This window comes from Bradyrhizobium sp. IC3123, from assembly GCF_020193625.1.
In the GTDB taxonomy this organism is placed as follows: Bacteria; Pseudomonadota; Alphaproteobacteria; order Rhizobiales; family Xanthobacteraceae; genus Bradyrhizobium; species Bradyrhizobium yuanmingense.
On sequence record NZ_JADYVF010000008.1, the window covers coordinates 259740 to 280067 of the forward strand.

16 protein-coding genes and 1 other RNA gene are annotated in these 20328 nt (G+C 65.8%); 4 read left to right on the top strand and 13 right to left on the bottom strand.

The window, feature by feature from the left end:
• Position 1: 1 nt before the first annotated feature.
• The 6 genes from mraY to rsmH all read right to left on the bottom strand — a co-directional run bounded on the left by mraY (position 2) and on the right by rsmH (position 7331).
• Positions 2-1105, bottom strand: a complete 1104-nt coding sequence (mraY, locus tag I6F20_RS25390) for a phospho-N-acetylmuramoyl-pentapeptide-transferase (RefSeq protein WP_036003524.1) — start codon at positions 1103-1105, stop codon at positions 2-4.
• A gap of 139 nt (positions 1106-1244) precedes the next feature.
• Entirely contained in the window at positions 1245-2627 is a 1383-nt protein-coding gene (locus I6F20_RS25395) for a UDP-N-acetylmuramoyl-tripeptide--D-alanyl-D-alanine ligase (RefSeq protein ID WP_225128323.1), read from the bottom strand.
• Positions 2624-4096 carry a UDP-N-acetylmuramoyl-L-alanyl-D-glutamate--2,6-diaminopimelate ligase gene (locus tag I6F20_RS25400; protein ID WP_225128325.1) on the bottom strand — a complete coding sequence of 491 codons (1473 nt, stop codon included), beginning with the start codon at positions 4094-4096 and terminating at the stop codon, positions 2624-2626. Before I6F20_RS25400 ends, I6F20_RS25395 begins: the two co-directional genes overlap by 4 nt.
• An 86-nt stretch (positions 4097-4182) precedes the next feature.
• Positions 4183-5949 (bottom strand): peptidoglycan D,D-transpeptidase FtsI family protein, encoded by a 1767-nt coding sequence (locus I6F20_RS25405; RefSeq protein WP_225128327.1) that lies wholly within the window; start codon positions 5947-5949, stop codon positions 4183-4185.
• Complete coding sequence (gene ftsL / locus I6F20_RS25410) at positions 5946-6338, bottom strand: cell division protein FtsL (protein ID WP_036028375.1); 393 nt, start codon at positions 6336-6338, stop codon at positions 5946-5948. The genes I6F20_RS25405 and ftsL overlap by 4 nt, the downstream gene beginning before the upstream one ends.
• A 3-nt stretch (positions 6339-6341) precedes the next feature.
• On the bottom strand, positions 6342-7331 hold the full coding sequence (gene rsmH, locus I6F20_RS25415) for a 16S rRNA (cytosine(1402)-N(4))-methyltransferase RsmH (protein ID WP_225128329.1): 990 nt from the start codon (positions 7329-7331) through the stop codon (positions 6342-6344).
• 517 nt (positions 7332-7848) lie between these two features.
• Between rsmH and I6F20_RS25420 the strand changes: the two genes are divergently transcribed.
• Positions 7849-8631 (top strand): N-acetylmuramoyl-L-alanine amidase, encoded by a 783-nt coding sequence (locus I6F20_RS25420; RefSeq protein ID WP_425248852.1) that lies wholly within the window; start codon positions 7849-7851, stop codon positions 8629-8631.
• 123 nt (positions 8632-8754) lie between these two features.
• Here I6F20_RS25420 and I6F20_RS25425 read toward each other — a convergent pair whose 3' ends face one another.
• On the bottom strand, positions 8755-9984 hold the full coding sequence (locus I6F20_RS25425) for an RNA polymerase sigma factor (RefSeq protein ID WP_225128333.1): 1230 nt from the start codon (positions 9982-9984) through the stop codon (positions 8755-8757).
• A 139-nt stretch (positions 9985-10123) separates the two neighbouring features.
• Entirely contained in the window at positions 10124-10477 is a 354-nt protein-coding gene (locus I6F20_RS25430) for a YciI family protein (RefSeq protein ID WP_225128336.1), read from the bottom strand.
• A 149-nt stretch (positions 10478-10626) separates the two neighbouring features.
• Between I6F20_RS25430 and rnpB the strand changes: the two genes are divergently transcribed.
• Positions 10627-11057, top strand: an RNA gene (gene rnpB / locus I6F20_RS25435) — RNase P RNA component class A.
• A 202-nt stretch (positions 11058-11259) separates the two neighbouring features.
• Here rnpB and I6F20_RS25440 read toward each other — a convergent pair.
• Both I6F20_RS25440 and I6F20_RS25445 read right to left on the bottom strand, forming a co-directional pair.
• Positions 11260-11973, bottom strand: coding sequence for an alpha/beta fold hydrolase (locus I6F20_RS25440; protein WP_036028380.1), 714 nt, complete (start codon positions 11971-11973; stop codon positions 11260-11262).
• A gap of 67 nt (positions 11974-12040) precedes the next feature.
• Entirely contained in the window at positions 12041-12481 is a 441-nt protein-coding gene (locus I6F20_RS25445; RefSeq protein ID WP_518513069.1) for a DUF983 domain-containing protein, read from the bottom strand.
• A gap of 79 nt (positions 12482-12560) precedes the next feature.
• On the opposite strand from I6F20_RS25445, the gene I6F20_RS25450 reads away from it, so the two are divergent.
• Both I6F20_RS25450 and I6F20_RS25455 read left to right on the top strand, forming a co-directional pair.
• A complete protein-coding gene (locus tag I6F20_RS25450) occupies positions 12561-13931 on the top strand; it encodes an aminotransferase-like domain-containing protein (RefSeq protein ID WP_225128338.1) in 1371 nt (456 codons plus the stop codon).
• A 364-nt stretch (positions 13932-14295) separates the two neighbouring features.
• A complete protein-coding gene (locus tag I6F20_RS25455) occupies positions 14296-15039 on the top strand; it encodes a sulfite exporter TauE/SafE family protein (protein WP_036038352.1) in 744 nt (247 codons plus the stop codon).
• 31 nt (positions 15040-15070) lie between these two features.
• On the opposite strand, the gene I6F20_RS25460 is transcribed toward I6F20_RS25455, so the two are convergent.
• The 3 genes from I6F20_RS25460 to I6F20_RS25470 all read right to left on the bottom strand — a co-directional run bounded on the left by I6F20_RS25460 (position 15071) and on the right by I6F20_RS25470 (position 20257).
• Complete coding sequence (locus I6F20_RS25460) at positions 15071-16465, bottom strand: MATE family efflux transporter (RefSeq protein WP_225128339.1); 1395 nt, start codon at positions 16463-16465, stop codon at positions 15071-15073.
• 55 nt (positions 16466-16520) lie between these two features.
• Positions 16521-18320, bottom strand: coding sequence for an ABC transporter ATP-binding protein (locus I6F20_RS25465; RefSeq protein ID WP_225128341.1), 1800 nt, complete (start codon positions 18318-18320; stop codon positions 16521-16523).
• Between the two features lie 350 nt (positions 18321-18670).
• Positions 18671-20257 (bottom strand): DHA2 family efflux MFS transporter permease subunit, encoded by a 1587-nt coding sequence (locus I6F20_RS25470; RefSeq protein WP_057026936.1) that lies wholly within the window; start codon positions 20255-20257, stop codon positions 18671-18673.
• Positions 20258-20328: the final 71 nt, after the last annotated feature.

Below are 20328 nucleotides of genomic sequence, written 5' to 3' on the forward strand. Positions count from 1 at the left end.
GTCACCGCAGCTTCAGCGTCGAGAGGCCGGCAAGCGCCAGCATCACCGAGATGATCCAGAATCGGATCACGATCTGCGGCTCGGTCCAGCCCTTCTGCTCGAAGTGATGGTGGATCGGCGCCATCGCGAACACGCGCTTGCCCGTGAGCTTGAAGGACACGACCTGCACGATGACCGAAACCGCCTCGAGCACGAACAATCCGCCGATCACCGCGAGCACGATCTCGTGCTTCACCGCGACCGCGATCGCGCCGAGCATGCCGCCGAGCGCGAGCGAGCCGGTGTCGCCCATGAAGATCGAGGCCGGCGGCGCGTTGAACCAGAGGAAGCCGAGCCCGGCGCCGAGCAGCGCGCCGCAGAGCACCGCGAGCTCGCCGGTGCCGGCGACATATTTGATCTGGAGGTAGTCGGCGAACACCAAGTTGCCGGTGAGATAGGCGATCATCGCAAAGCTTGCGGTCGCGATCATCACGGGCACGATGGCGAGGCCGTCGAGGCCGTCGGTGAGGTTCACCGCATTGCCGGCACCGACGATGACGAAGGCGCCGAAGACAACGAAGAACCAGCCGAAATGCAGCACGGTATCCTTTAGGAAGGGAATCGTCAGCGCGGTGGAGGCGGGATCGCGGTTGAGCCGCACCAGCGCATAGCAGGCGACCAGCGCGATCACGGCTTCGATCAGCAGGCGCAGCTTGCCGCCGAACCCGGTCGTGGTCTGCTTGGTCACCTTGAGGTAATCGTCATAGAAGCCGACGAAGCCGAAGCCGAGCGTCACCGCCAGCACGATCCAGACATAGGGGTTGAGCGGATTGGCCCACAGCACGGTGCCGACCGTGAGCCCGGACAGGATCATCAGCCCGCCCATGGTGGGCGTGCCCTTCTTCGAGAGATGCGATTGCGGACCGTCGGTGCGGATCGGCTGGCCCTTGCCCTGACGGATGCGCAAGTGATCGATGATCCAGGGGCCGAACAGGAACACGAACAGCGCGCCGGTCACGATGGCGCCACCGGTGCGGAAGGTGATGTAGCGGAAGACGTTCAGGAAGGTGCGAAAGGCACCGAAGCCCGGAAATGTGTTGGAAAGCTCGATCAGCCAGTAAAACATTCAGACGGTCCTATGGCGCCTTTGCACGTCCAGGTGCTTCACGCGCATTCGCTGGTCTTCGTCATGGGCCGCGCGTTTCGGGAAACGGACGGCTTCCGCCGCAAAGTGTGGGATTCGGGAACGGCGTCTTCCAAGCAGTTTACGCCTTTGCCTGCAAGGCGGCCACCAGCCCCGGCACAAACTTGTTGACCCAGAACATCTTCTTGCTGCCCTTGACAACCACGACGTCGCCTGCCTTCAGCAGATTTGCGACCTCGTCCGGCTTCAGCGTGGCGGGATCGTCGTGCCAGCCAAGACCCTTGCCAGAGGGCAATGCGTCGAACAGGTGGCGCATCAGCGGCCCGACGCAATAGACGCCGTCGATGCCGTCGAGGTGGCTGGCAAGGCCGGTGTGATAGCTCGTTGCGTCCTCGCCGAGCTCGAGCATGTCGCCGAGAATCGCGATGCGGCGGCCGCCGCTCATGTTGCGCGCCTGCAGACTTTGCAGCGCCGCGGCCACGCTGGCCGGATTGCCGTTGAAGCTGTCGTCGATCACGGTGATGTCGCCGACCGCCTGCTCGACGCCGCGGCCGGTCATGATGCCGACGCGGTCGAGCTTGACCGCGAGCGTCGCGACGTCGAGATGCGCGGCATGAACCGAGGCGAGCGCTGCCAGCGCATTGTGCACCCGGTGCGGCGCGCCAGGGGTGAGGCTGAAGGCGATCTCCTTCCTGCCGATCGCGGCCACGACCTGCCAGCTCTCGCCGTGCGGCGCGTGCGCGACCTCGTGCACCTCGGCATGCTCGCCGCCGAAGCGCACGACCTTGCCCTTCCACTCGGAAGCCTTGATTCCGGCGGGCAGCACCAGCACGCCGTTCTCGGGCAGTCCGAGCGCGATCGATACCTTCTCGCGCCGGATGGCCTCGAGCGAGCCGAGCTTTTCCAGATGCACCGGCTGAACGTTGACGACGAGCGCGACGGTCGGCTGCGTGAGCTCGCTCAATCGCGCGATCTCGCCCTTCTGGTTCATACCCATCTCGACGACCCAGAGGCTGGCGTCCCGCCTGGCATTGCACAGCGTCAGCGGCACGCCCCAGAAATTGTTGAAGCTTGAGGGGCTCGCATAGGCGTTCGGATAGGCGGCGATGAATTCCTTGGTGCTGGTCTTGCCGGCGCTGCCGGTGAGCCCGATCACCGGGCCGTTGAAGCGCGCGCGTGCGGCGCGCGCGAGGCCCCAGAGGCCGTCGATCAGCGTGTCCTTGACCACGATCTGGGGGATGCGGATGCCCGCGATCTCGTGCGGCACGATCATCGCCACTGCGCCTGCGGCTTCCGCCTTGTCGGCGAACTCCCAGCCGTGGCGCGCGCTGGCGAAAGCCGAGATGAAGCCGCCGCTCGGCGTGCCGCTCAGCGCAACGAACAGGCTGCCCGGCTTCACCAGCCGGCTGTCCTGGGTGACGAAATCGATTGCCGTCTCCGGGAACGATCCGGCCACGCCCAGCGCGCGCGCGACCTCGGCAACCGTCCATATTGGCCCGCTCATGCAACCCTCGACGCTAATGCGGCGGCGACCGCCTCGTGATCACTGAAAGGCAGCACCTCGCCGCCGACGATCTGCCCGGTCTCGTGGCCCTTGCCGGCGATGAGCAGCGCATCGCCCTCCTGCAAGCCCTCGATCGCTGCACGGATCGCCTCGGCGCGGTCGCCGATCTCGCGGGCGCCTTTGGCGCTGGCGAGGATCGCGGCGCGGATCGCTTCCGGCTTCTCGCTGCGCGGATTGTCGTCGGTGACGATGACGGCGTCGGCGTTCGCCGCCGCGATCTCGCCCATGATCGGGCGCTTGCCGGCATCGCGGTCGCCGCCGGCGCCGAATACGACGACCAGCTTGCGCTTCGCATAAGGCCGCAGCGCATGCAGCGCCTTCGCGAGCGCATCGGGCTTGTGCGCATAATCGACGAAGATCGGCGCGCCGTTGCGCTCGCCGACGCGCTCGAGCCGGCCCTTGGCGCCTTCGAGATGTTCGAGGTTCGCAAACACGTTTTCAGCATCGCTGCCCGTGCCGATGGCGAGGCCGGCCGACACCAGCGCATTCTCGATCTGGAATTCGCCGACCAGCGGCAGCCGGATCGCGTAAGCCCTGCCGCGATGTTCGACCGTAAGCTTTTGCGAGAAGCCTTCGACTACGGCCTCCGTGAGGCGAATGCCCTCGCCGGCGCCATCGCCGTTGCGGCCGACCGCCATGACGCGCAGGCCGCGCGATGTTGCCGCATCGATCGCCTCCGCCGAGCAATCATGATCGGCCGAGATCACCGCAGCGCCATCAGGCGGGACCAACTCGCGGAACAGGCGGAGCTTGGCCGCGAGATAATGCGCAACGGTCGGATGGTAATCCATGTGGTCGCGCGAGAGATTGGTGAAGCCGCCGGCCGAGACGCGCACGCCGTCGAGGCGATATTGGTCGAGCCCGTGCGAAGACGCCTCGAAGGCGAGATGCGTGACGCCCTCGCGCGCGATCTCGTCGAGCTGCCGGTGCAGCGCGACCGGATCCGGCGTGGTCAGCGAGCCATAGACCGTGCGCTTCTGCGATACCAGACCGATGGTGCCGATGCTGGCGGAGGCGTGCCCAAGCCGCTCCCAGATCTGGCGCGTGAACGCGGCGACCGAGGTCTTGCCGCTGGTTCCGGTCACCGCAGCAATCGTCGGGGGCTGTGCCGGGAAAAACCTCGCTGCGGCCAACGCCAACGCGCGGCGCGGATTGGCGCTCGTGATGAACGGCACCTTGCAGGCGGCCGGTGCGTGGTCGCCGACGACGGCCACCGCGCCCGCCGCAATCGCGGCATCGACGAAGCGGGCGCCGTCGGTCTTGCTGCCTGCGAGCGCGAAGAAGAGATTGCCCGGCTGGACCACGCGGCTGTCGAGCGCAACGCCGCTCACCTCGAGCGCCGCAGCGGCGGGCTCGATCGCGGCATCATTGCCCTTGACATCCTGACCCAAGAGGTCGCGCAGCTTCATGGTGTTCCAGTCGACATGCCGTGCCGGAAAGCCGAATCCTCCGGGGAAAATCCCGACTCAGCAGCGGCGATGGCCCACCCGGTTGATTACTGGGTTGTCCTGGATGCTGCAAGAATAAGGCGCTCCGCAGGCGGCAGCTCGAACCGCGGCTCGACCCCCAGAAGCGGCGCGATCCGCTCGATCACCTTGCCGCCGGTCGGCACCGCGTTCCAGCCCGAGGTGATGAAACCATGCGTTTCCGGCAGTGCCTGCGGCTCGTCCAGCATGATCAGGACGTGATATTTGGGATCATCGCAGGGCAGGATGGCGGTGAAGGAATTGAGCACGCGCTTCTTGGCGTAGCGGCCGTTGACGACCTTCTCGGACGTGCCGGTCTTGCCGCCGACGTAATAGCCCTTGACGTCCGCCTTTCTCGCCGAACCGACTTCGGCATTGAGCCGCATCAGGAACCGCATCTTGTCGCTGGTCTCCGGCTTGATGACGCGCTTGGCCATCGCCTGGGCTTCGGATTCGCTGCGCTTCAGGAACGTCGGCGGAATCAGATAGCCGCCGTTCACCAGCGCGTTGATGCCCATCACCGCCTGCAGCGGTGCCACCGACAGGCCCTGGCCGAACGCGGCGGTGACCGTGTTCAGTTCGCTCCAGCGCCGCGGCAGCAGCGGCGCCGCGCTCTCCGGCAATTCGGTGCGCAGCCGCGTCGTCTGGCCCAGCTTGGCGAGGAATGCCTTGTGCGCCTCGACCCCCTGGTTGAGCGCAATCCGCGCCGCGCCGATGTTGGAGGAATAGGTGAACACTTCCTTGGTGTTGATGAAGCGCCCGACCGGATGGCTGTCGTGGATCGTGAACTTGCCGTAATGCAGGTTTCCGCGCGCGTCCCACATCGAGTTCAGATTGATCTTGCCGGAATCGAGCCCCATCGCCAGCGTAAACGCCTTGAAGGTCGAGCCCATCTCGTAGACGCCGGTGGTGAGGCGGTTGATGCGATCGGGGTCGTGCGCTTCCTTCGGATTGTTGGGATCGAAGTCCGGCAGCGAGACCATCGCCACGATCTCGCCGGTCTTGACGTTGGAGACGATGCCTGAGGCGGCCTTGGCGCGGAACTTGTCCTTGGCCTTCAACAGCTCGTCGCGCAGCGCATGCTCGACCCGCAGATCGACCGCGAGCTCGATCGGCTTCTGCAACCGGTCGGTGGCAAAGCCGGCGCGGTGGAGGTCGGCGAGCCCTTGATTGTCGAGCCACTTCTCGAGGCCGGCGATGCCCTGGTTGTCGATATTGACGAGACCGATGAGGTGAGCGACCTCGTTGCCGGTCGGATAGACGCGCTTGTTCTCGCGCAGGAATCCGATACCAGGAATGCCGAGCTTGTGGACGGCCTGCTGCTGCGCCGGCGTGACCTCGCGCTTGAGCCAGACGAAGCCCTTGCGTGTCCTCAGGCGCTCGCGCACCTCGGCCTCGTCGAGGTCGGGAATGGTCGCGGTGAGGAGCTCGATCGCCTCGTCCTTGTCGATGATGCGGCGCGGCTCGCCGAACAGGCTCGCCGCCTTGACGTCGGTCGCAAGGATGGCGCCGTTGCGATCGACGATGTCGGGCCGCGCGGTCGCAACCACCTCTTGCGCTGCGGCGCGGCGCGCGCTGTGGGCGTCGGCGCCGATCGCGAACATCACGAGCCGCCCGCCGATCAGGGCATAGACCGAAGCGAAGGCGAGCATGGCGAGGCCGACACGCGCGCGCGCCTTCGCGGCGCGATCGACGTTGCGCCCGTAGAGCAGGCTTCGGATCAGCCGCCGCCGCCACGGCTCAGTCGGCTTTTCGGCCAGCTTTTGGGCGGGTTTTGCAGGCGTTGCCGGGCTCATTGCTTGTCCTCGCGCTGAGGCACGGAGCCCGTCACCGCATCAGGGTCGCTCGCGGCTTCGATGGTCTTGAGCATGGCCCCGATCGGATCGGGCTCGCCCGGCCTGAACATCCGGGGCGGACGCTCCGGCAGGCTCTTCAGCGAATCATATTGCGTGCCGTTGACCGGCTTGAGGTGCAGATGCCGGTCGGACAGGCCCTGCAGCCGATGCGGCGCATCGAGCTTGGCCCATTCGGCCCGCAGCCCTGCGATCGCATCGCGCTGCTCGCGGATTTCCGCACGCAGCCGCAGCACCTTCTCGGTACGCGCCGTGGAGTCCATCTTGATCCGGTAGACATGAGCGGCTGCGAAGATCAGCGCCCCGATGACGAGGAGGTGAATGATGCGCATGCGCTAGCCGCCCCTCATCACGTCGGCGAGCTTCGGCCAGGACGATGCCTCATTGGTCTCATGCGCCGGCGCCGAGCTGCGCTCGGCCGCGCGCAGCTTTGCCGAGCGCGCGCGCGGATTGTGCGCAACTTCGTCCTCGCCGGCGACGACCGGTCGCCGCGTCAGCAGCTGGAAGCTCGGCGCAATTTGCGCGACTTCCGGCAGATGCCGCGAGCCACCGCCGGTCTTCGAACGCTCGGAGAGGAAATTTTTGACGATGCGGTCTTCCAGCGAATGGAACGAGACGACGACGAGGCGGCCGCCGGGCTTGAGCACGCGCTCGGCCGCAGCGAGCGCGGTCTGGAGCTCCTCGAGCTCTTCGTTGACGAAGATGCGCAGCGCCTGGAACGTCCGTGTCGCCGGGTGAATGTCGCCGGGCTTCGATCGCACCACCCTGCCGACGAGATCGGCGAGCGCGCGCGTGGTCGTGAACGGAGTTTCCTGCCGGTCCGCCACGATGGCGCGGGCGATGCGACGCGAATGCCGCTCCTCGCCGAAGAGATAGATGATGTCGGCGAGATCGCCTTCCGAGGCGCGCGCGACGATTTCGGCCGCGGTCGGACCTGTCTGTCCCATCCGCATGTCGAGCGGACCGTCGAGGCGGAAGGAGAAGCCGCGGCCGGCCTGGTCGAGCTGCATCGAGGACACGCCGACATCCATTACGACGCCGTCGACGCCATCGACGCCTTGCGCCGCGCAGACTTCGGCGAGGTTGGAGAAGCGGTCCTCGACCAGCGTCAGCCGGCCCGCGGCGCGTTCGACCAGCTCGGCACCGCCGGCAATCGCGGTGCGGTCGCGATCGATGGCAATCAATCGGGTTCCCGGCACGTCCAGGATCGCGCGGCTATAGCCGCCGGCGCCAAAAGTGGCATCGACGTAGACGCCGCCCTCGCGCGGGGCGAGATGCGCGATGGCCTCACGGCCAAGAACGGGGATGTGCGGAACCGAACTCATGCGCGACGCCTGCCGGCCGCCGGCCGAGATACCCAAGCGGAATCGAGGCCGAACAAGCCCATAACGCCTCGAATCATTGCGCGTCGCGGCGGTTCCACGACAAAGCCCTCGTCCAGCATGGTTACCGAGCCCGATCGTCCCGGGCCACAAACCCAGTGTTCCCAGCGGAATTTGTCGGGCAGCCATGGGATTTCGAGCCAAAATACGCTTTGGCCGCCTCCGGACGCGGGTCGGCTCTTCATCCCTCAGTAACGGCCCTTAGCGTTAAGAAAGCGTTGCTCGGTTCGTGACAAGTGGAAAAGGTGACGATGGAGTGATGCGTCATCCACACACATTGCCAAAATGAATCCGTTAACCGCGCCGCGCAATTGCGCGCGATGGAGGGTAAAGGAATAGTAAAGAGAAGGGCTTGCCCCACTCTCCGTCCATTGAGCTGCTCATGCCCTCGGGTTCGTCCACGCCTGGATCTGATTCGAAGCGTCACCGCGTTCTCCCGGTTCCCAAGACCGTGGCGGGCCTGCGCACCTTCGAGCCCGATTCCTCGATCGTCTCCGACATCATCCCCTCCCCGAACCATGGCGAGCGCAGCAAGGGACGGCAGCCGGACATGATCGTGCTGCACTACACCGGTATGCCCGATGTCGAAGGCGCGCTGGCGCGCCTCTGCACCGCCGGCACCGAAGTGTCGGCGCATTATGTCGTGCTGGAGGACGGCCGCATCGTGCAATGCGTGCCTGAGGCCAAGCGTGCCTGGCACGCGGGCGTCTCCTCCTGGGCCGGCGAGGACGACATCAACTCCTGTTCGATCGGCATCGAGATCATCAATCGCGGCCATGACTGGGGCTATCCTGAGTTTCCGCTGCGCCAGATTGCCGCCGTGATCGCGCTGTGCCGCGGCATCATGCTCCGCCGCAAGGTGCCGGCGCACCGGGTGCTCGGCCATTCCGACGTCGCGCCCGCCCGCAAGAAGGATCCCGGCGAGAAATTTCCGTGGCATTCGCTGGCCAATTCCGGCGTCGGCCACTGGGTGACGCCCGCGCCGATTGTCCGCGGCGAGACTCTCATGCTCGGCACCATCAGCGACGCGGTGCTGAGCATGCAGCAGGCGCTGGCAAGATACGGCTATGGCGTGCCCCTGAACGGCAAGTACGACGCTGCGACGATGGAAGTCGTCACCGCCTTCCAGCGCCATTTCCGCCCGGCGCGGCTGGACGGCGTCGCCGATCACTCGACGCTGTCGACCTTACAGGCGCTGCTGTCGAGCCTGCCGGCGGAAGGAACGCCGGTGGCGTCGACATAGCAGACGTCTTCCGAGAATGTGACCTCTTGCTCCGTCATGCCCGGGCTTGTCCCGGGCATCCACGTCCTGCCTCCACGCATGACGAACGTGGATGGCCGGGACAAGCCCGGCCATGACGGAAACTCAATCCATCTCCCTCATCCTTCGCGCATAGAGCCTTCGCAACGGCTCGAGCTGCGTCGCCACCGTCGCCGCACGATAGGCCTCGCGCGCCTCCTCCGTCCTGCCGAGCCGCCGCAACAGATCCGCGCGCACGGCGGGCAACAGCTCATAGCCGCGAAGCCCGCCGCGCGCGGCGATCGCATCGACGAGATCGAGCGCTCGTGCCGGCCCATCGACCATCGACAGCGCCGCGGCGTGATTGAGCTCGATCACGGGCGACGGATTGATGCGCAGCAGCACCTCGTACAGCCCCGCAATCTGCGGCCAGTCGGTTTCCTCGAAGCTCGGCGCACGCGCATGCAGCGCCGCGATCGCGGCCTGCACCGCATAGGGTTGTGGCCGGCCCGGCACGCGCAGCGCGTGCTCCACCAGCCGCAGCCCCTCGTCGATCTGCGCGCGGTGCCACAGCGAGCGGTCCTGCTCTTCGAGCAGGACGATGTCGCCGGCCGGCGTCTGTCGCCCGGCGCGGCGCGCGTCGTGCAGCAGCATCAGGGCCAGCAGGCCCTTGATGCCGGCGCGGTCGGGCATCAGCCGGTTCAGCAGGCGGCCAAGCCGGATGGCTTCGCTCGCCAGATCAGGCCGCATCAAGTCCGCGCCCTCGGTTGCGACATAGCCTTCGGTGAAGACGAGATAGACCACGGCGAGCACGCCATCGAGCCGCGGCGCCAGCATCTCGCGTTCCGGCACCTCATAGGGGATGCCGGCAAGCCTGATCTTCTGCTTGGCACGGACGAGCCGCTGCGCCATCGCCTCCTCGCCGACGAGGAAGGCGCGTGCCACCTGCGCCGTCGACAGTCCGCACACGGTGCGCAGCGTCAGTGCGACCTGGACCTCGGGCGCGAACGCGGGATGGCAGCAGGTGAAGATCAGCCGCAGCATGTCGTCGTCGAGCGTTGCGGTCGGCTCGTCCGGGCCCAGCGCGTTGAGCTCGAGCTCGTGCACCATCGCCTGCTGCTTGCCGCGGAAGACAGCCTGACGGCGGATGCGATCGATCGCCTTATGCTTGGCGACGTTGACGAGCCAGGCGCGCGGATTGTCGGGGACCTCACACGCCCAGCGTTCCAGCGCGACCGCGAACGCATCCTGCAGCGCGTCCTCGGCGAGATCGAAATCGCCGACGAGACGGATCAGCGTGGCTAGCGCCCGCCCCGCCTCGTCGCGGAAGATTTTGTCGATCTCGCCAGGGGTCATGTCACGCGATCACCCCCCCTCTCGTCATTCCGGGGCGCGGCAAAGCCGCGAGCCCGGAATCCATAACCACGATTCGGGGATATGGATTCCGGGCCTGCGCCTTGCGGCGCATCCCGGAATGACGAAGGTGAGAGAGCCGTCACTTCTCATAGACCCAGATCGGCCGCACCTCGATCGAGCCGATGCGTGCGCTCGGAATCCGCGCCGCGATCTCGATGGCGGCGTTGAGATCCTTGGCTTCGATCAGGTAATAGCCGCCGAGTTGCTCGCGCGTTTCCGCGAACGGACCATCGGTCGTCAGCGTCTTTCCGTCGCGCACGCGCACCGTTGTCGCGGTCGTGGTCGGCTGCAAGCGGTCGCCGGCCTTGAAATTGCCGTTCTGGATGATCTCTTGCGTGAAGGATTGATAGTCGGCCAGGATCTTCTGGCTGGTCGCCGCGTCGATCTTCGCGTACTCGACCTCGTTCTGATAGATCATCAGCAGATATTGCATTGCTTCACTCCTGTGTTCGGCTGTGTTGCCGACAACCAGTCGAACGGGCGGCGCGCCAAACGACATCTTCAGGATAAAATATTTCGGGCGAGCCGTGCGCGGCGATATCGGCTTGACGAAACCGTCATAAATGCCCCATGCGTTATCAGTCAGTCGGCCGGACGGCCGCTCCGGCAGGTGCCGAAAGGCCGCCGGGGAGGAAAGTCCGGGCTCCCTTGACATGCGGTGCCGGATAACGTCCGGCGGGGGTGACCCCAGGGAAAGTGCCACAGAGAATGAACCGCCCGCCTTCGCCCTTCGGGGCTTCGGCGCGGTAAGGGTGAAAAGGTGCGGTAAGAGCGCACCGCGGGTCCGGCAACGGAGCCGGCATGGCAAACCCCACCGGGAGCAAAACCGAATAGGGACGGCTTAAGCGGGCTGTTCGCGAAAGCGATAACGCCGCGGGGCGATGTCAGGCCCGCCGTCCGGGTAGGTTGCTCGAGGCCGTGTGCAAACATGGTCCCAGAGGAATGGCCGTCACGTATCGTTCGCGCAAGCGGACGGTGCCCTACAGAACCCGGCTTACAGGCCGGCTGATGTGCGACGAGGGGTTCGGTGCCAACGCATCGGACCCCTCACCATTTTGGCCGATCACCTCGCCAGCCAACCGCCGTCATTCCGGGGCTCGCGAAGCGAGAGCCCGGAATCCATCAGGCGGCCGGCGCGGAGGAGAAATGGATTCTCAGATGCGCAATTGCGCATCGTAGCTCGTGCTGCGCACGCCCCGGAATGACGGCTGCGACCTATGCGACGATCTCGTCCAACACCGCCATCAACGCCTCGGGCGCCGTCACATTCGGCGCGTGGCTGGCGTCGAGCTCGACATAGCGCCAGCCCTTCTCGCTCTTCGTGCGCCTGGCAAACTGCCCGAACACATCGCCGGGCGGAAGGCGCGTGCAATAGATATAGCTGCGCGGCATCGCCGGCTCGCCATGTTCGAGCCTCAGGCGCGTCTCGAAGCACTTGATCGGCATCGGGACGCGGCGCGCATTGAGCCAGTCGAGATCGGCCGGCGAGGTGTCCGGCGGCGGCGGGTTCGGCGGGATGCGATAGCCGTCGCCCGAGCTGACTGCCTTGCGCATCGGCTCGCGCCCGCCCTCGTTGAGGTCGAACAGCGACTGGCCGTCACGCGGCACGAAGGCGTCGAGATAGATCAGTTCCGTTACGCGCTCGCGCGCACGGTCGGCGACGCCGGTCGCAACCATGCCGCCATAGCTGTGCCCGAGCAGCACGATGTCGCTGAGATCCTCGAACGCGATGACGTTGAGGATGTCCTGGATATGGGTGTCGAGATCGACCGAAGGATTGGCCAGATGCGCGCGCTCTCCGAGGCCCGTATAGGTCGGCGCCACCAGGCGGTGGCCGGCCTGCGCCATCAGCGGGTGCATCTTCTTCCAGGCCCATCCGCCGGACCATGCGCCATGACAGAGCAGGAAGGTCTTCGCGCGCGGGGCCATGGCGTTTCCATCGTTCTTGCTTGGTACGATGGAGTGTAGCGGCCGGCCGCGCAATGTAAACGCCGCCTCAGGTGGCGCGCGTGTCTACCTTGGCCAACACCGGCGCAAGCTCGCCCGCCTCGCGCCGCAGCTTGCCCGCCTCGAAACCATGCATGCCGAGTTGCCATTGCAGGCCGACGATGGCGCCCTTGGTCGGTTGCAGCAGCGCGAGTGAGGCGAACAGCGTCACCGGCAGCCACACCGCGAGCTGCAGCCATTCCGGCGGCGCGTAGGCGGTCTCGACCGCGAGGATTGCCGGCACCACGAGATGGCCCACCACGACCATCACGAGATAGGCAGGAAAGTCGTCTGCGCGCTGGTGGAAGAGCTCCTCGCCGCAATGGTCGCAAGCCTGCGTCACTTTCAGGAAGCGGCCGAACATGTGCCCTTCTCCGCAATTCGGGCATTTGCCGCTGAAACCGCGCCACATCGCCTTGGCCAGAGAGACCGCCGCCGGAGAGACAGACATGACCACACCTCTTCCTTTTCGATGATCCATACAATAGTATCTTGCATCCATACATTCAAAGGTTATGGGGCCAAATTGCATGGAATGGATCCCTGCAATCTCGGAGCTTTCGGGCCCGCGCTACCAGCGCATCGTCGACGCCATGGAGGCCGACATTGCCGCCGGCAGGCTGGTGCGTGGTCAGCAGCTGCCGACGCAGCGCGCCCTGGCAAAGGCCCTCGGCATCGACCTCACCACGGTGACGCGCGCCTACACCGAGGCGCGGCGCCGCGGCATCATGGAAGCCAGGGTCGGACAGGGCTCGTTCGTCTCGGAGACCAGCGCGCGGCGCGCGGTTGACCTGCCGCACCCGGTCGCGATCGACCTGTCGATGAACGTGCCGCCGCACCCGCTGGAGGCGCAGCTCGACGAGCGCATCATCGCCGGGCTCGAAGCCCTCCGCGCGCAATCGGGCCTGACGGCGTATCTCAACTACCAGCCGCCCGGCGGCAGCGCGCATGAGCGCGAGGTCGCGGCGCGCTGGATGCGCACCCGCGTTCCGCATGCACAGGCCGACCGGCTGGTGATCTTTCCCGGCGCTCAGACGATCCTCTTCAACCTGCTCGCCCATCTTGCGCGGCCCGGCGACACCGTGCTGACCGAAGCGCTCACCTTCCCCGGCATCAAGGCCGCCGCGGCACTGCTCGGTGTCAAGCTCGTCGGTGTCCCCATGGATGAGGACGGCATCCTGCCGGATGCGCTGGCAAAGGCGTGCCGCGTGCATACGCCGAAAGCCGTCTATCTCATTCCGACGCTGCACAATCCGACCACGGCGACGCTTTCCGCCGAGCGGCGCGGCACTATTGCGAAGATCATCCGCGATGCCGGCACCATCCTGATCGAGGACGATGCCTACGGGCTGCTCGACCGCTCGGCCTCGCCGATCGCGAACCTCATTCCGGAGCGGACTTATCTTGCAACGACGCTGTCAAAATGCATCGCGCCGGCGCTGCGTGTTGCCTATCTGGTGACGCCCGACAGCGGCGCCCAGCGGGACATGCGCACCTCCTTGCAGGCGACCGTGCAAATGCCGGCGCCCTTGATGGTCGCGCTGGTGACGCATTGGATCGAAAACGGCATCGCCGATCGCATCATCAGCGCCATCCGCAACGAAGCGGTCGGGCGCCAGCAGCTCGCGCAACGCGCGCTGAAAGGCTTTCAGTTCCTCGCCAGGCCCGCGGCGCATCATCTCTGGCTGCGGCTGCCGGAAGGACGCCCCGACGTCGCGGCACATCTGCTGCGGAACGGGCTTGCGGTCGTCGCCGGCGATGCCTTCACCGTCGACGGGGCACCGCCGCATGCGGCACGCGTCTCGCTCGGCGCGGCCCGAAACAGATCGGAATTGACGGAAGCGCTGCGTATCCTGGTCGGCGCGCTGCACAAGCCTGCCGATACGAGGCAGATCGTCTAAAGCGGAAATGGTTTCCTTCACCTCTCCCGCTTGCGAGAGAGCATAGGCCGCCTTCGGCGGCCGTCCTCCAAGAACGCCGAGGCGAAGCCTCGGCTTTGCCGAAGGCGCGGGTGAGGGCTTTCTCCTCTTGGGGATTGTCCCGTTGTGGAGACACCCTCTCCCAACCCTCTCCCGCAAGCGGGAGAGGGAGCGCACCTCCCTCGTAGCAATCGAGCTATATTCATCGCACTTTAGATCACCGACGGTGAAGCGCCCGCAGAGCACGCTTGCATGCGGCATGGATTGACCTCGATGGCGGCAGGCATGTTTATGCGAGCCGTGCGATCAACCGTTCGGGGTCGCCGCGTGCGACAAGGACAATCCGTTGGAAACGCTCACCTACGTCCTGCTGCTGCTCGGCGCGCTCGCCGGCGGCTTCGTCTCGGGACTGGCCGGCTTCGGCACGGCGCTGATGGCACTCGGCATCTGGCTCTACGTGCTGCCGCCCTCGCTCGCGGTGCCCCTGGTGCTGATCTGCTCGGTCATCGCGCAGACCTCGACGCTGCCCTCGATGTGGAAGAATTTCGATCTCTCGCTGGTCTGGCCGTTCCTGATCGGTGGACTGATTGGCGTGCCGCTCGGGACCATGATGGTCGCCTCCGCGGACCCGGAGGTGTTCAGGCTGAGCGTCGGCGTGCTGATCCTGATCTTTTCGAGCGCACTGTATCTGAACAAGAGGCCGCTCGCGATCAAGATCGGCGGCCGGATCGCAGACGGTGCGATCGGCTTTGCCGGCGGCATTCTGGGCGGACTTGCCGGATTGTCCGGCCCGCTGCCGATCCTGTGGGCCAACATCCGCGGCTGGAACAAGCACGAGCGGCGCGGCATCTTCCAACTCTTTAACTTCACGGTGCTCGCCACCGCGCTGGTGTTGCAGACGGCATCAGGTCTCGTCGCCCTCAAGGTGGTCTGGCTCGCGGCCGTCGCGTTTCCGGGCACGCTGATCGGCGCATGGGCGGGCGCGCGCGTCTACCATGCGCTGAACGACAAGCATTTCGGCGATGTCGTGCTCGGCCTCTTGTTTCTGTCGGGCCTGACGCTCGTCTGGAACAGCCTTGGCGCGCATTAAAGCGCCGCGAACTCGCGGGAGGTCACTTTCGCTACGCGGGAGCGGAAGGCGCGACCGGCTTGGCTTCCACCGTCTCCGCGGCCTGGTCCCGCGGCGCGAAGCGCTTGCCGAACTCGCGGCGCAGCAGCCAAAGGCTCAAGCCGGCCTGCAGCGTCGTCGCCGCGATCGAAAGATGCCAGACGTGCTCGATGCGGAATCCGGGTCGCGTCGACAGCCAGAGCACCGGCAGCGAATAGGTGAGCACGCGCGTCATCGAGCTCAGCAGCACAGGCCTGGTGTTGCCGAGGCCCTGGAACATGCTGGAGCAGGTGAAGATGAGGCCCTGCGCCACCATGTTGAGCGAGATGATCCGCAGGAACAGAAAGGCGACCTCCATCGTCTCCCGGTCGTTGGAGAATCCGGCCAGCAGCAGCTCCGGCTTCAGCTGCGCGAGGATCATGAAGCCGACCGCCACGATGGAGGTGATCAGCACCGATTTGACGAAAGTCTCTCGCACCCGCGCGGCGTCGCCAGCGCCGAAATTCTGCCCGGCGATCGGCCCGGCCGCCAGTGCAACCGCGAGCGCCGGCATCTGGATGAGGGCGAGGACGCGCTGACCGATACCGAAGCCTGCCTGTGCCGCCGCGCCGAAGTCGCGCAGCACGTAGTAGACTACCGCCATGAAGATGAACATCATTGCGAACTCGCCGCCGGCCGGCAGACCGACATTGAGGATGCGCTTGAGGTGGCGTGGTTGCGGACGCCACTGCACCGGATTGAATGCAACGTAGCGCTCGACCTTGCGAAAATACGCCAGCAGCATCAGGACGCCGGCGCCCACCGCGATCGTGCTCGCCAGTCCGGCGCCGGCGACACCGAGCGGATAACCGGTGCCCCAGCCGGAGATCAGGACCGGCGCCAGTGCAATGTTGATGATGACGGCAAGGACCCGCACCAACATGGCGGGGCGCACGATGCCGGTCGCGCTGAGCGCGGAGGCAATGACTTGCATGACGAATTCCAGCGCGAGCGCCGGCATGAACCACAACAGATAAGTGGTCCCCGCCTCGATCGTGGCCTGGTCAGCGGCGATCGAACGCATGTAAAGACGCGACAGCACCGCTCCCGTGACCAGGGTCAGCAGGCCGAACAGCACCGACAGCGCGACCGCCTGATTGAAGATCAGATTGGCGTCCCGCCGGTCCTTGCGTCCCACCGCATGCGCAATCAGCGCCACTGTCCCGACGCCGAGCACCTGTATCAGGCCGTTGACGAGAAAGCCGGCATTTCCCGCGGCGGCCACGCCTGCCACTGCGGCATCACCCAGCCCCGACACGAAGTAGAGATCGACCAGCTGGCAGATCATGATCGAGATCATGCCGGCCATGATCGGAGGCGCCATGCTCAGGATGTGGCTAGCGATGGAGCCGCGCGTCAGGTCTTTCATCTCATTCCATCCCTCGACGCCGTGACGGCGGGACTTCGCCCCGCCGCCGCGCGCCTCACTCCGCTGCTGCGATCTGTCCGAGCTCCACCACCTGACGCTCGAACAGGCCGCGATAGATGCCCCCTTGCTTGGCTGCGAGCACCGTATGCGTGCCCTGCTCGACGATCTCGCCGCGGTCGAACACCAGGATGCGATCGAGGCTCCTCACCGTCGACAGCCGGTGCGCGATCACGATCGAGGTGCGCCCCTTCATCAGCCGCTCCATCGCCTCCTGGATCAGCGCCTCCGATTCCGAATCGAGGCTCGAGGTCGCCTCGTCCAGGATCAGCACCGGCGCATCCGCCAGGAAGGCGCGCGCCAGCGCGACGCGCTGCCGCTCGCCGCCCGACAGCTTGACGCCGCGCTCGCCGACCAGCGTGCCGTAGCCCTTCGGCAGGCGCAGGATGAAGTCATGCGCGTTGGCGAGGCGGGCCGCCTGCTCGATCGCTTCAAGGCTGGCACCGGGCCGGCCATAGGCGATGTTCTCGGCGAGCGTGCGGTGAAACAGGATCGGCTCCTGCTGCACGATCGCGATCTGGCTGCGCAGCGATTGCTGCGTGGCGAGCGCGATATCCTGCCCGTCGATCAGCACGCGGCCGCCGGTGACGTCGTAGAGCCGCTGCACCAGCTTGACGAAGGTGGTCTTGCCGGAGCCGGAGCGGCCGACCAGGCCGACCCGCTCGCCGGCGCGGATCCTGACCGACAAGCCGTCGTACAGCGGCACGCGATGGCCGCCATAGCGGAACGTGACGTCGTCGAACACGATCTCGCCGCCCTCGATCGCGATCGGCCGCGCGTCGGCCGCATCGGCAATGCCGATCGGCTCGTCATGGATCGCCACCAGCTCGTCCATGTCGTTGACCGAGCGCTGGAGGTTGTTGATGTGCATGCCGACGTCGCGCAAATAGGCGTGGATGATGTAGTAGCTGGTCAGCACATAAGTGACGTCGCCGGGCGAGGCGTGACCTGACATCCACAGCAGCACCGATCCGCCGATCACGGACGCGCGCAGGCACAGCAGCAGCGAGAGCTGCGACATCGCCGTGTAATTATAGCGGTACCAGGTCCGCCGCACGCGCACGCGCCAGCGGTTGATGACACCGGCGAGCCGCGTGTCCTCGCGCGACTCCGCGCCGAAGGATTTCACCACGGCATTGCAGGTCAGCGCATCCGCCAACGTGCCGCCGACCTTGGTGTCCCAGGCATTGGAGACGCGGGCCGCCGGCGCGATGTAGCGGGTCGAGAGCACCACCGTGATCGTGACGTAGAAGATCGCCCCGATCGCGATCACCACGCCGAGCGAGGCCCAGTGCATCCCGATCAGGATCATCGAGCCCACCAGCACCAGCAGCGAGGGCGCCAGCGCCATCAGGATGGTGTCGTTGAGCAGGTCGAGCGCCCACATGCCGCGAGTGATCTTCCGCACCGTGGAGCCGGCAAAGGAGTTCGCATGCCAGTCGGTCGAGAAGCGCTGCACGCGGGTGAATGCCTCTTGTGCGACGTCCGACATGGTTTTGAGCGTGAACGGCACGATCGCCTGCAACCCTGCGAGCCGCAGCACCACCGAGGCCGCGCCCAGCGCCACGATGGCGCCGAACGCGACCAGCGCGGCATGGCGCGCATCGGGATCGGACGGTCCGCGGGTCAACGCATCGACCAGATGTCCGGAGAAGACCGGCATGAACAGGTCGGCGACGGTTGCGCCCAACAGGCCGCCGGCCACGACGAGGCCGCGCACCGGCTGCTTCAGCCAGTGCCGGAAGACGAAGGGCAGCACCACGCGAATGGCGGCGGGCTTCTTTGACAGAGCGGTCATGGCATCATCCGGCCGCTTCGCGCGGGCCGGCTCCATCGATGGACGCAGGCCGGCCGCGAAGGCCGCGACGGCGTCACGTAAGACTGACTTTGACTTGGGAAACGAAGCGATCGGGACGCTTGGCCAAAACCTTGGCCCAATCGAAGCTGGCGGAAGAGGCCTCTAACAGGCCGCGTACATACCGAGCCAGAACGTGATCGAGGTCATCATCGAGCGCGGGCGTACGATCTGCGATTGCGACGACATCATGCAAATCTCTCCCCGGTTCGAATGAATGAGGTGCGCTTTATAGATGTGTCGCCAGCCGATTGCAACGGGGCTCGCGCGAGATCACGCACGAGTGTTGCAAATTAGTGCGCGTCGCCGGCCGCGCCGAACGGGGAAGCCGGCTTGTTCAGCAGCGCGACCAGCAGGCTGAGACCGAGATAGAACAGCGCCAGCATGAGGAAGACATCGCCGAAGCTCATCACCACGGCCTGACGATGCACGATCTGGCTGAGCTGCTTCATCGCCATCAGCGCGGAATCGCCGAGCCCCTGGAACTTCTGCATCAACATGGTCAGGGTTTCAGTCGCGGTCGCGTTGCCCCAGGTCACCCGCTCCTGCAGGCGGACGATGTGCAGGTCGGTGCGTTCGTTGAGCACGGTGTTGATGACGGCGAGGCCGACCGCGCCGCCGAGATTGCGCATCAGGTTGAACAGTCCGCTCGCGTTCTTCACCTTCTCGGGCGCGAGCGTGCCGAGCGCGATGTTGTTGGTCGGCACCATCGCGAACATCATGCCGATGCCGCGCAGGATCTGCGGCACCAGCAGCTCGTAGAAATCGTATTCGCGCGTGATAAAGGTCATCTGGTAGGAGCCGATCGCGAACACGATGAGGCCGAATGCGATCATGTAGCGCATGTCGACCTTCGCCATGAGCCGGCCGACCAGCGGCGCGACCAGGAACATGGTGATGCCGGAGACGAACATGGTCTCGCCGATCATCAGCGCGCTGTAGCCGCGCACTTCGGCGAGATAGCGCGGGTAGATGTAGGTCAGGCCGTAGAGGCCGATGCCGATGCAGAATTGCAGCGTGCATCCGACGGCGAAATTGCGGTCGGAGAAGGTGCGCAGATTGACGATCGGCTCGGCCGCCGTGAACACGCGCCAGAAGAAGGCGATGGCCGAGAGACCGCTGATCCAGGCGCAGATCGCGACCGACGTGTCCTGCATCCATTGATGTTGCGATCCTTCCTCCAGCACGTATTCCAGCGTGCCGAGGAAGCTCGCCATGAACAGCAGGCCCCACCAGTCGAAGCGGTCGAGCAATTCGAAATGCGGCTCGTCGAAATCGACCAGCGCCAGCACACCTAATGTAATGCCGATGCCGGGCACGACGTTGATGAAGAACAGCCAGTTCCACGACATCAGGTCGGTGATGTAGCCGCCGACCGTCGGCCCGATGGTCGGGGCCAGCGTCGCGACGAGGCCGATGATGGGTCCGACGATGTGGAATTTGGTGCGCGGGAAGACGGTGTAGGCCGAAGCGAACACGGTCGGGATCATGCCGGCGCCGAGAAAGCCCTGCAGCGCACGCCAGAGGATCATCTCCTCGATCGTCGTGGCGAAGCCGCAAAGCAGGCTTGCGGCGGTGAAGCCCGCCGCCGAGATCGCGAACAGCAGCCGCGTGCCGAAGGCGCGCGACAGGAAACCCGACAGCGGGATCGCGATCACCTCGGCGATCAGATAGGCGGTCTGAACCCAGGACACCTCGCTGGAGCTCGCCGACAGCCCGGCCTGGATTTCGCTCAACGAGGCCGAGACGATCTGGATGTCCAGGATCGACATGAACATCCCGAACACCATGATGATGAACGCGAACAGCCGCTTCGGCGCAATGCGCTCCGAAGCGGGATCCGCCATCATGGCAGGTGAAGCGGTGGTGGCGGTGGCCATGTGTCAGCTCGGACTCATCTCACCTCTCCCGCAAGCGGGAGAGGGAGCGCACCTGCATTCGGGGCAGCGGC

Excerpts from the sequence above, each read along its gene's own strand:
- I6F20_RS25405 (WP_225128327.1), bottom strand. The coding sequence starts at position 5,949 with ATGAGCCCGGCAACGCCTGCAAAACCCGCCCAAAAGCTGGCCGAAAAG.
- I6F20_RS25465 (WP_225128341.1), bottom strand. The coding sequence starts at position 18,320 with ATGACCGCTCTGTCAAAGAAGCCCGCCGCCATTCGCGTGGTGCTGCCC.
- I6F20_RS25440 (WP_036028380.1), bottom strand. The coding sequence starts at position 11,973 with ATGGCCCCGCGCGCGAAGACCTTCCTGCTCTGTCATGGCGCATGGTCC.
- I6F20_RS25430 (WP_225128336.1), bottom strand. The coding sequence starts at position 10,477 with ATGCAATATCTGCTGATGATCTATCAGAACGAGGTCGAGTACGCGAAG.
- I6F20_RS25460 (WP_225128339.1), bottom strand. The coding sequence starts at position 16,465 with ATGAAAGACCTGACGCGCGGCTCCATCGCTAGCCACATCCTGAGCATG.
- I6F20_RS25425 (WP_225128333.1), bottom strand. The coding sequence starts at position 9,984 with ATGACCCCTGGCGAGATCGACAAAATCTTCCGCGACGAGGCGGGGCGG.
- rsmH (WP_225128329.1), bottom strand. The coding sequence starts at position 7,331 with ATGAGTTCGGTTCCGCACATCCCCGTTCTTGGCCGTGAGGCCATCGCG.
- mraY (WP_036003524.1), bottom strand. The coding sequence starts at position 1,105 with ATGTTTTACTGGCTGATCGAGCTTTCCAACACATTTCCGGGCTTCGGT.
- ftsL (WP_036028375.1), bottom strand. The coding sequence starts at position 6,338 with ATGCGCATCATTCACCTCCTCGTCATCGGGGCGCTGATCTTCGCAGCC.
- I6F20_RS25445 (WP_518513069.1), bottom strand. The coding sequence starts at position 12,481 with ATGTCTGTCTCTCCGGCGGCGGTCTCTCTGGCCAAGGCGATGTGGCGC.
- I6F20_RS25450 (WP_225128338.1), top strand. The coding sequence starts at position 12,561 with ATGGAATGGATCCCTGCAATCTCGGAGCTTTCGGGCCCGCGCTACCAG.
- I6F20_RS25470 (WP_057026936.1), bottom strand. The coding sequence starts at position 20,257 with ATGGCCACCGCCACCACCGCTTCACCTGCCATGATGGCGGATCCCGCT.
- I6F20_RS25395 (WP_225128323.1), bottom strand. The coding sequence starts at position 2,627 with ATGAGCGGGCCAATATGGACGGTTGCCGAGGTCGCGCGCGCGCTGGGC.
- I6F20_RS25400 (WP_225128325.1), bottom strand. The coding sequence starts at position 4,096 with ATGAAGCTGCGCGACCTCTTGGGTCAGGATGTCAAGGGCAATGATGCC.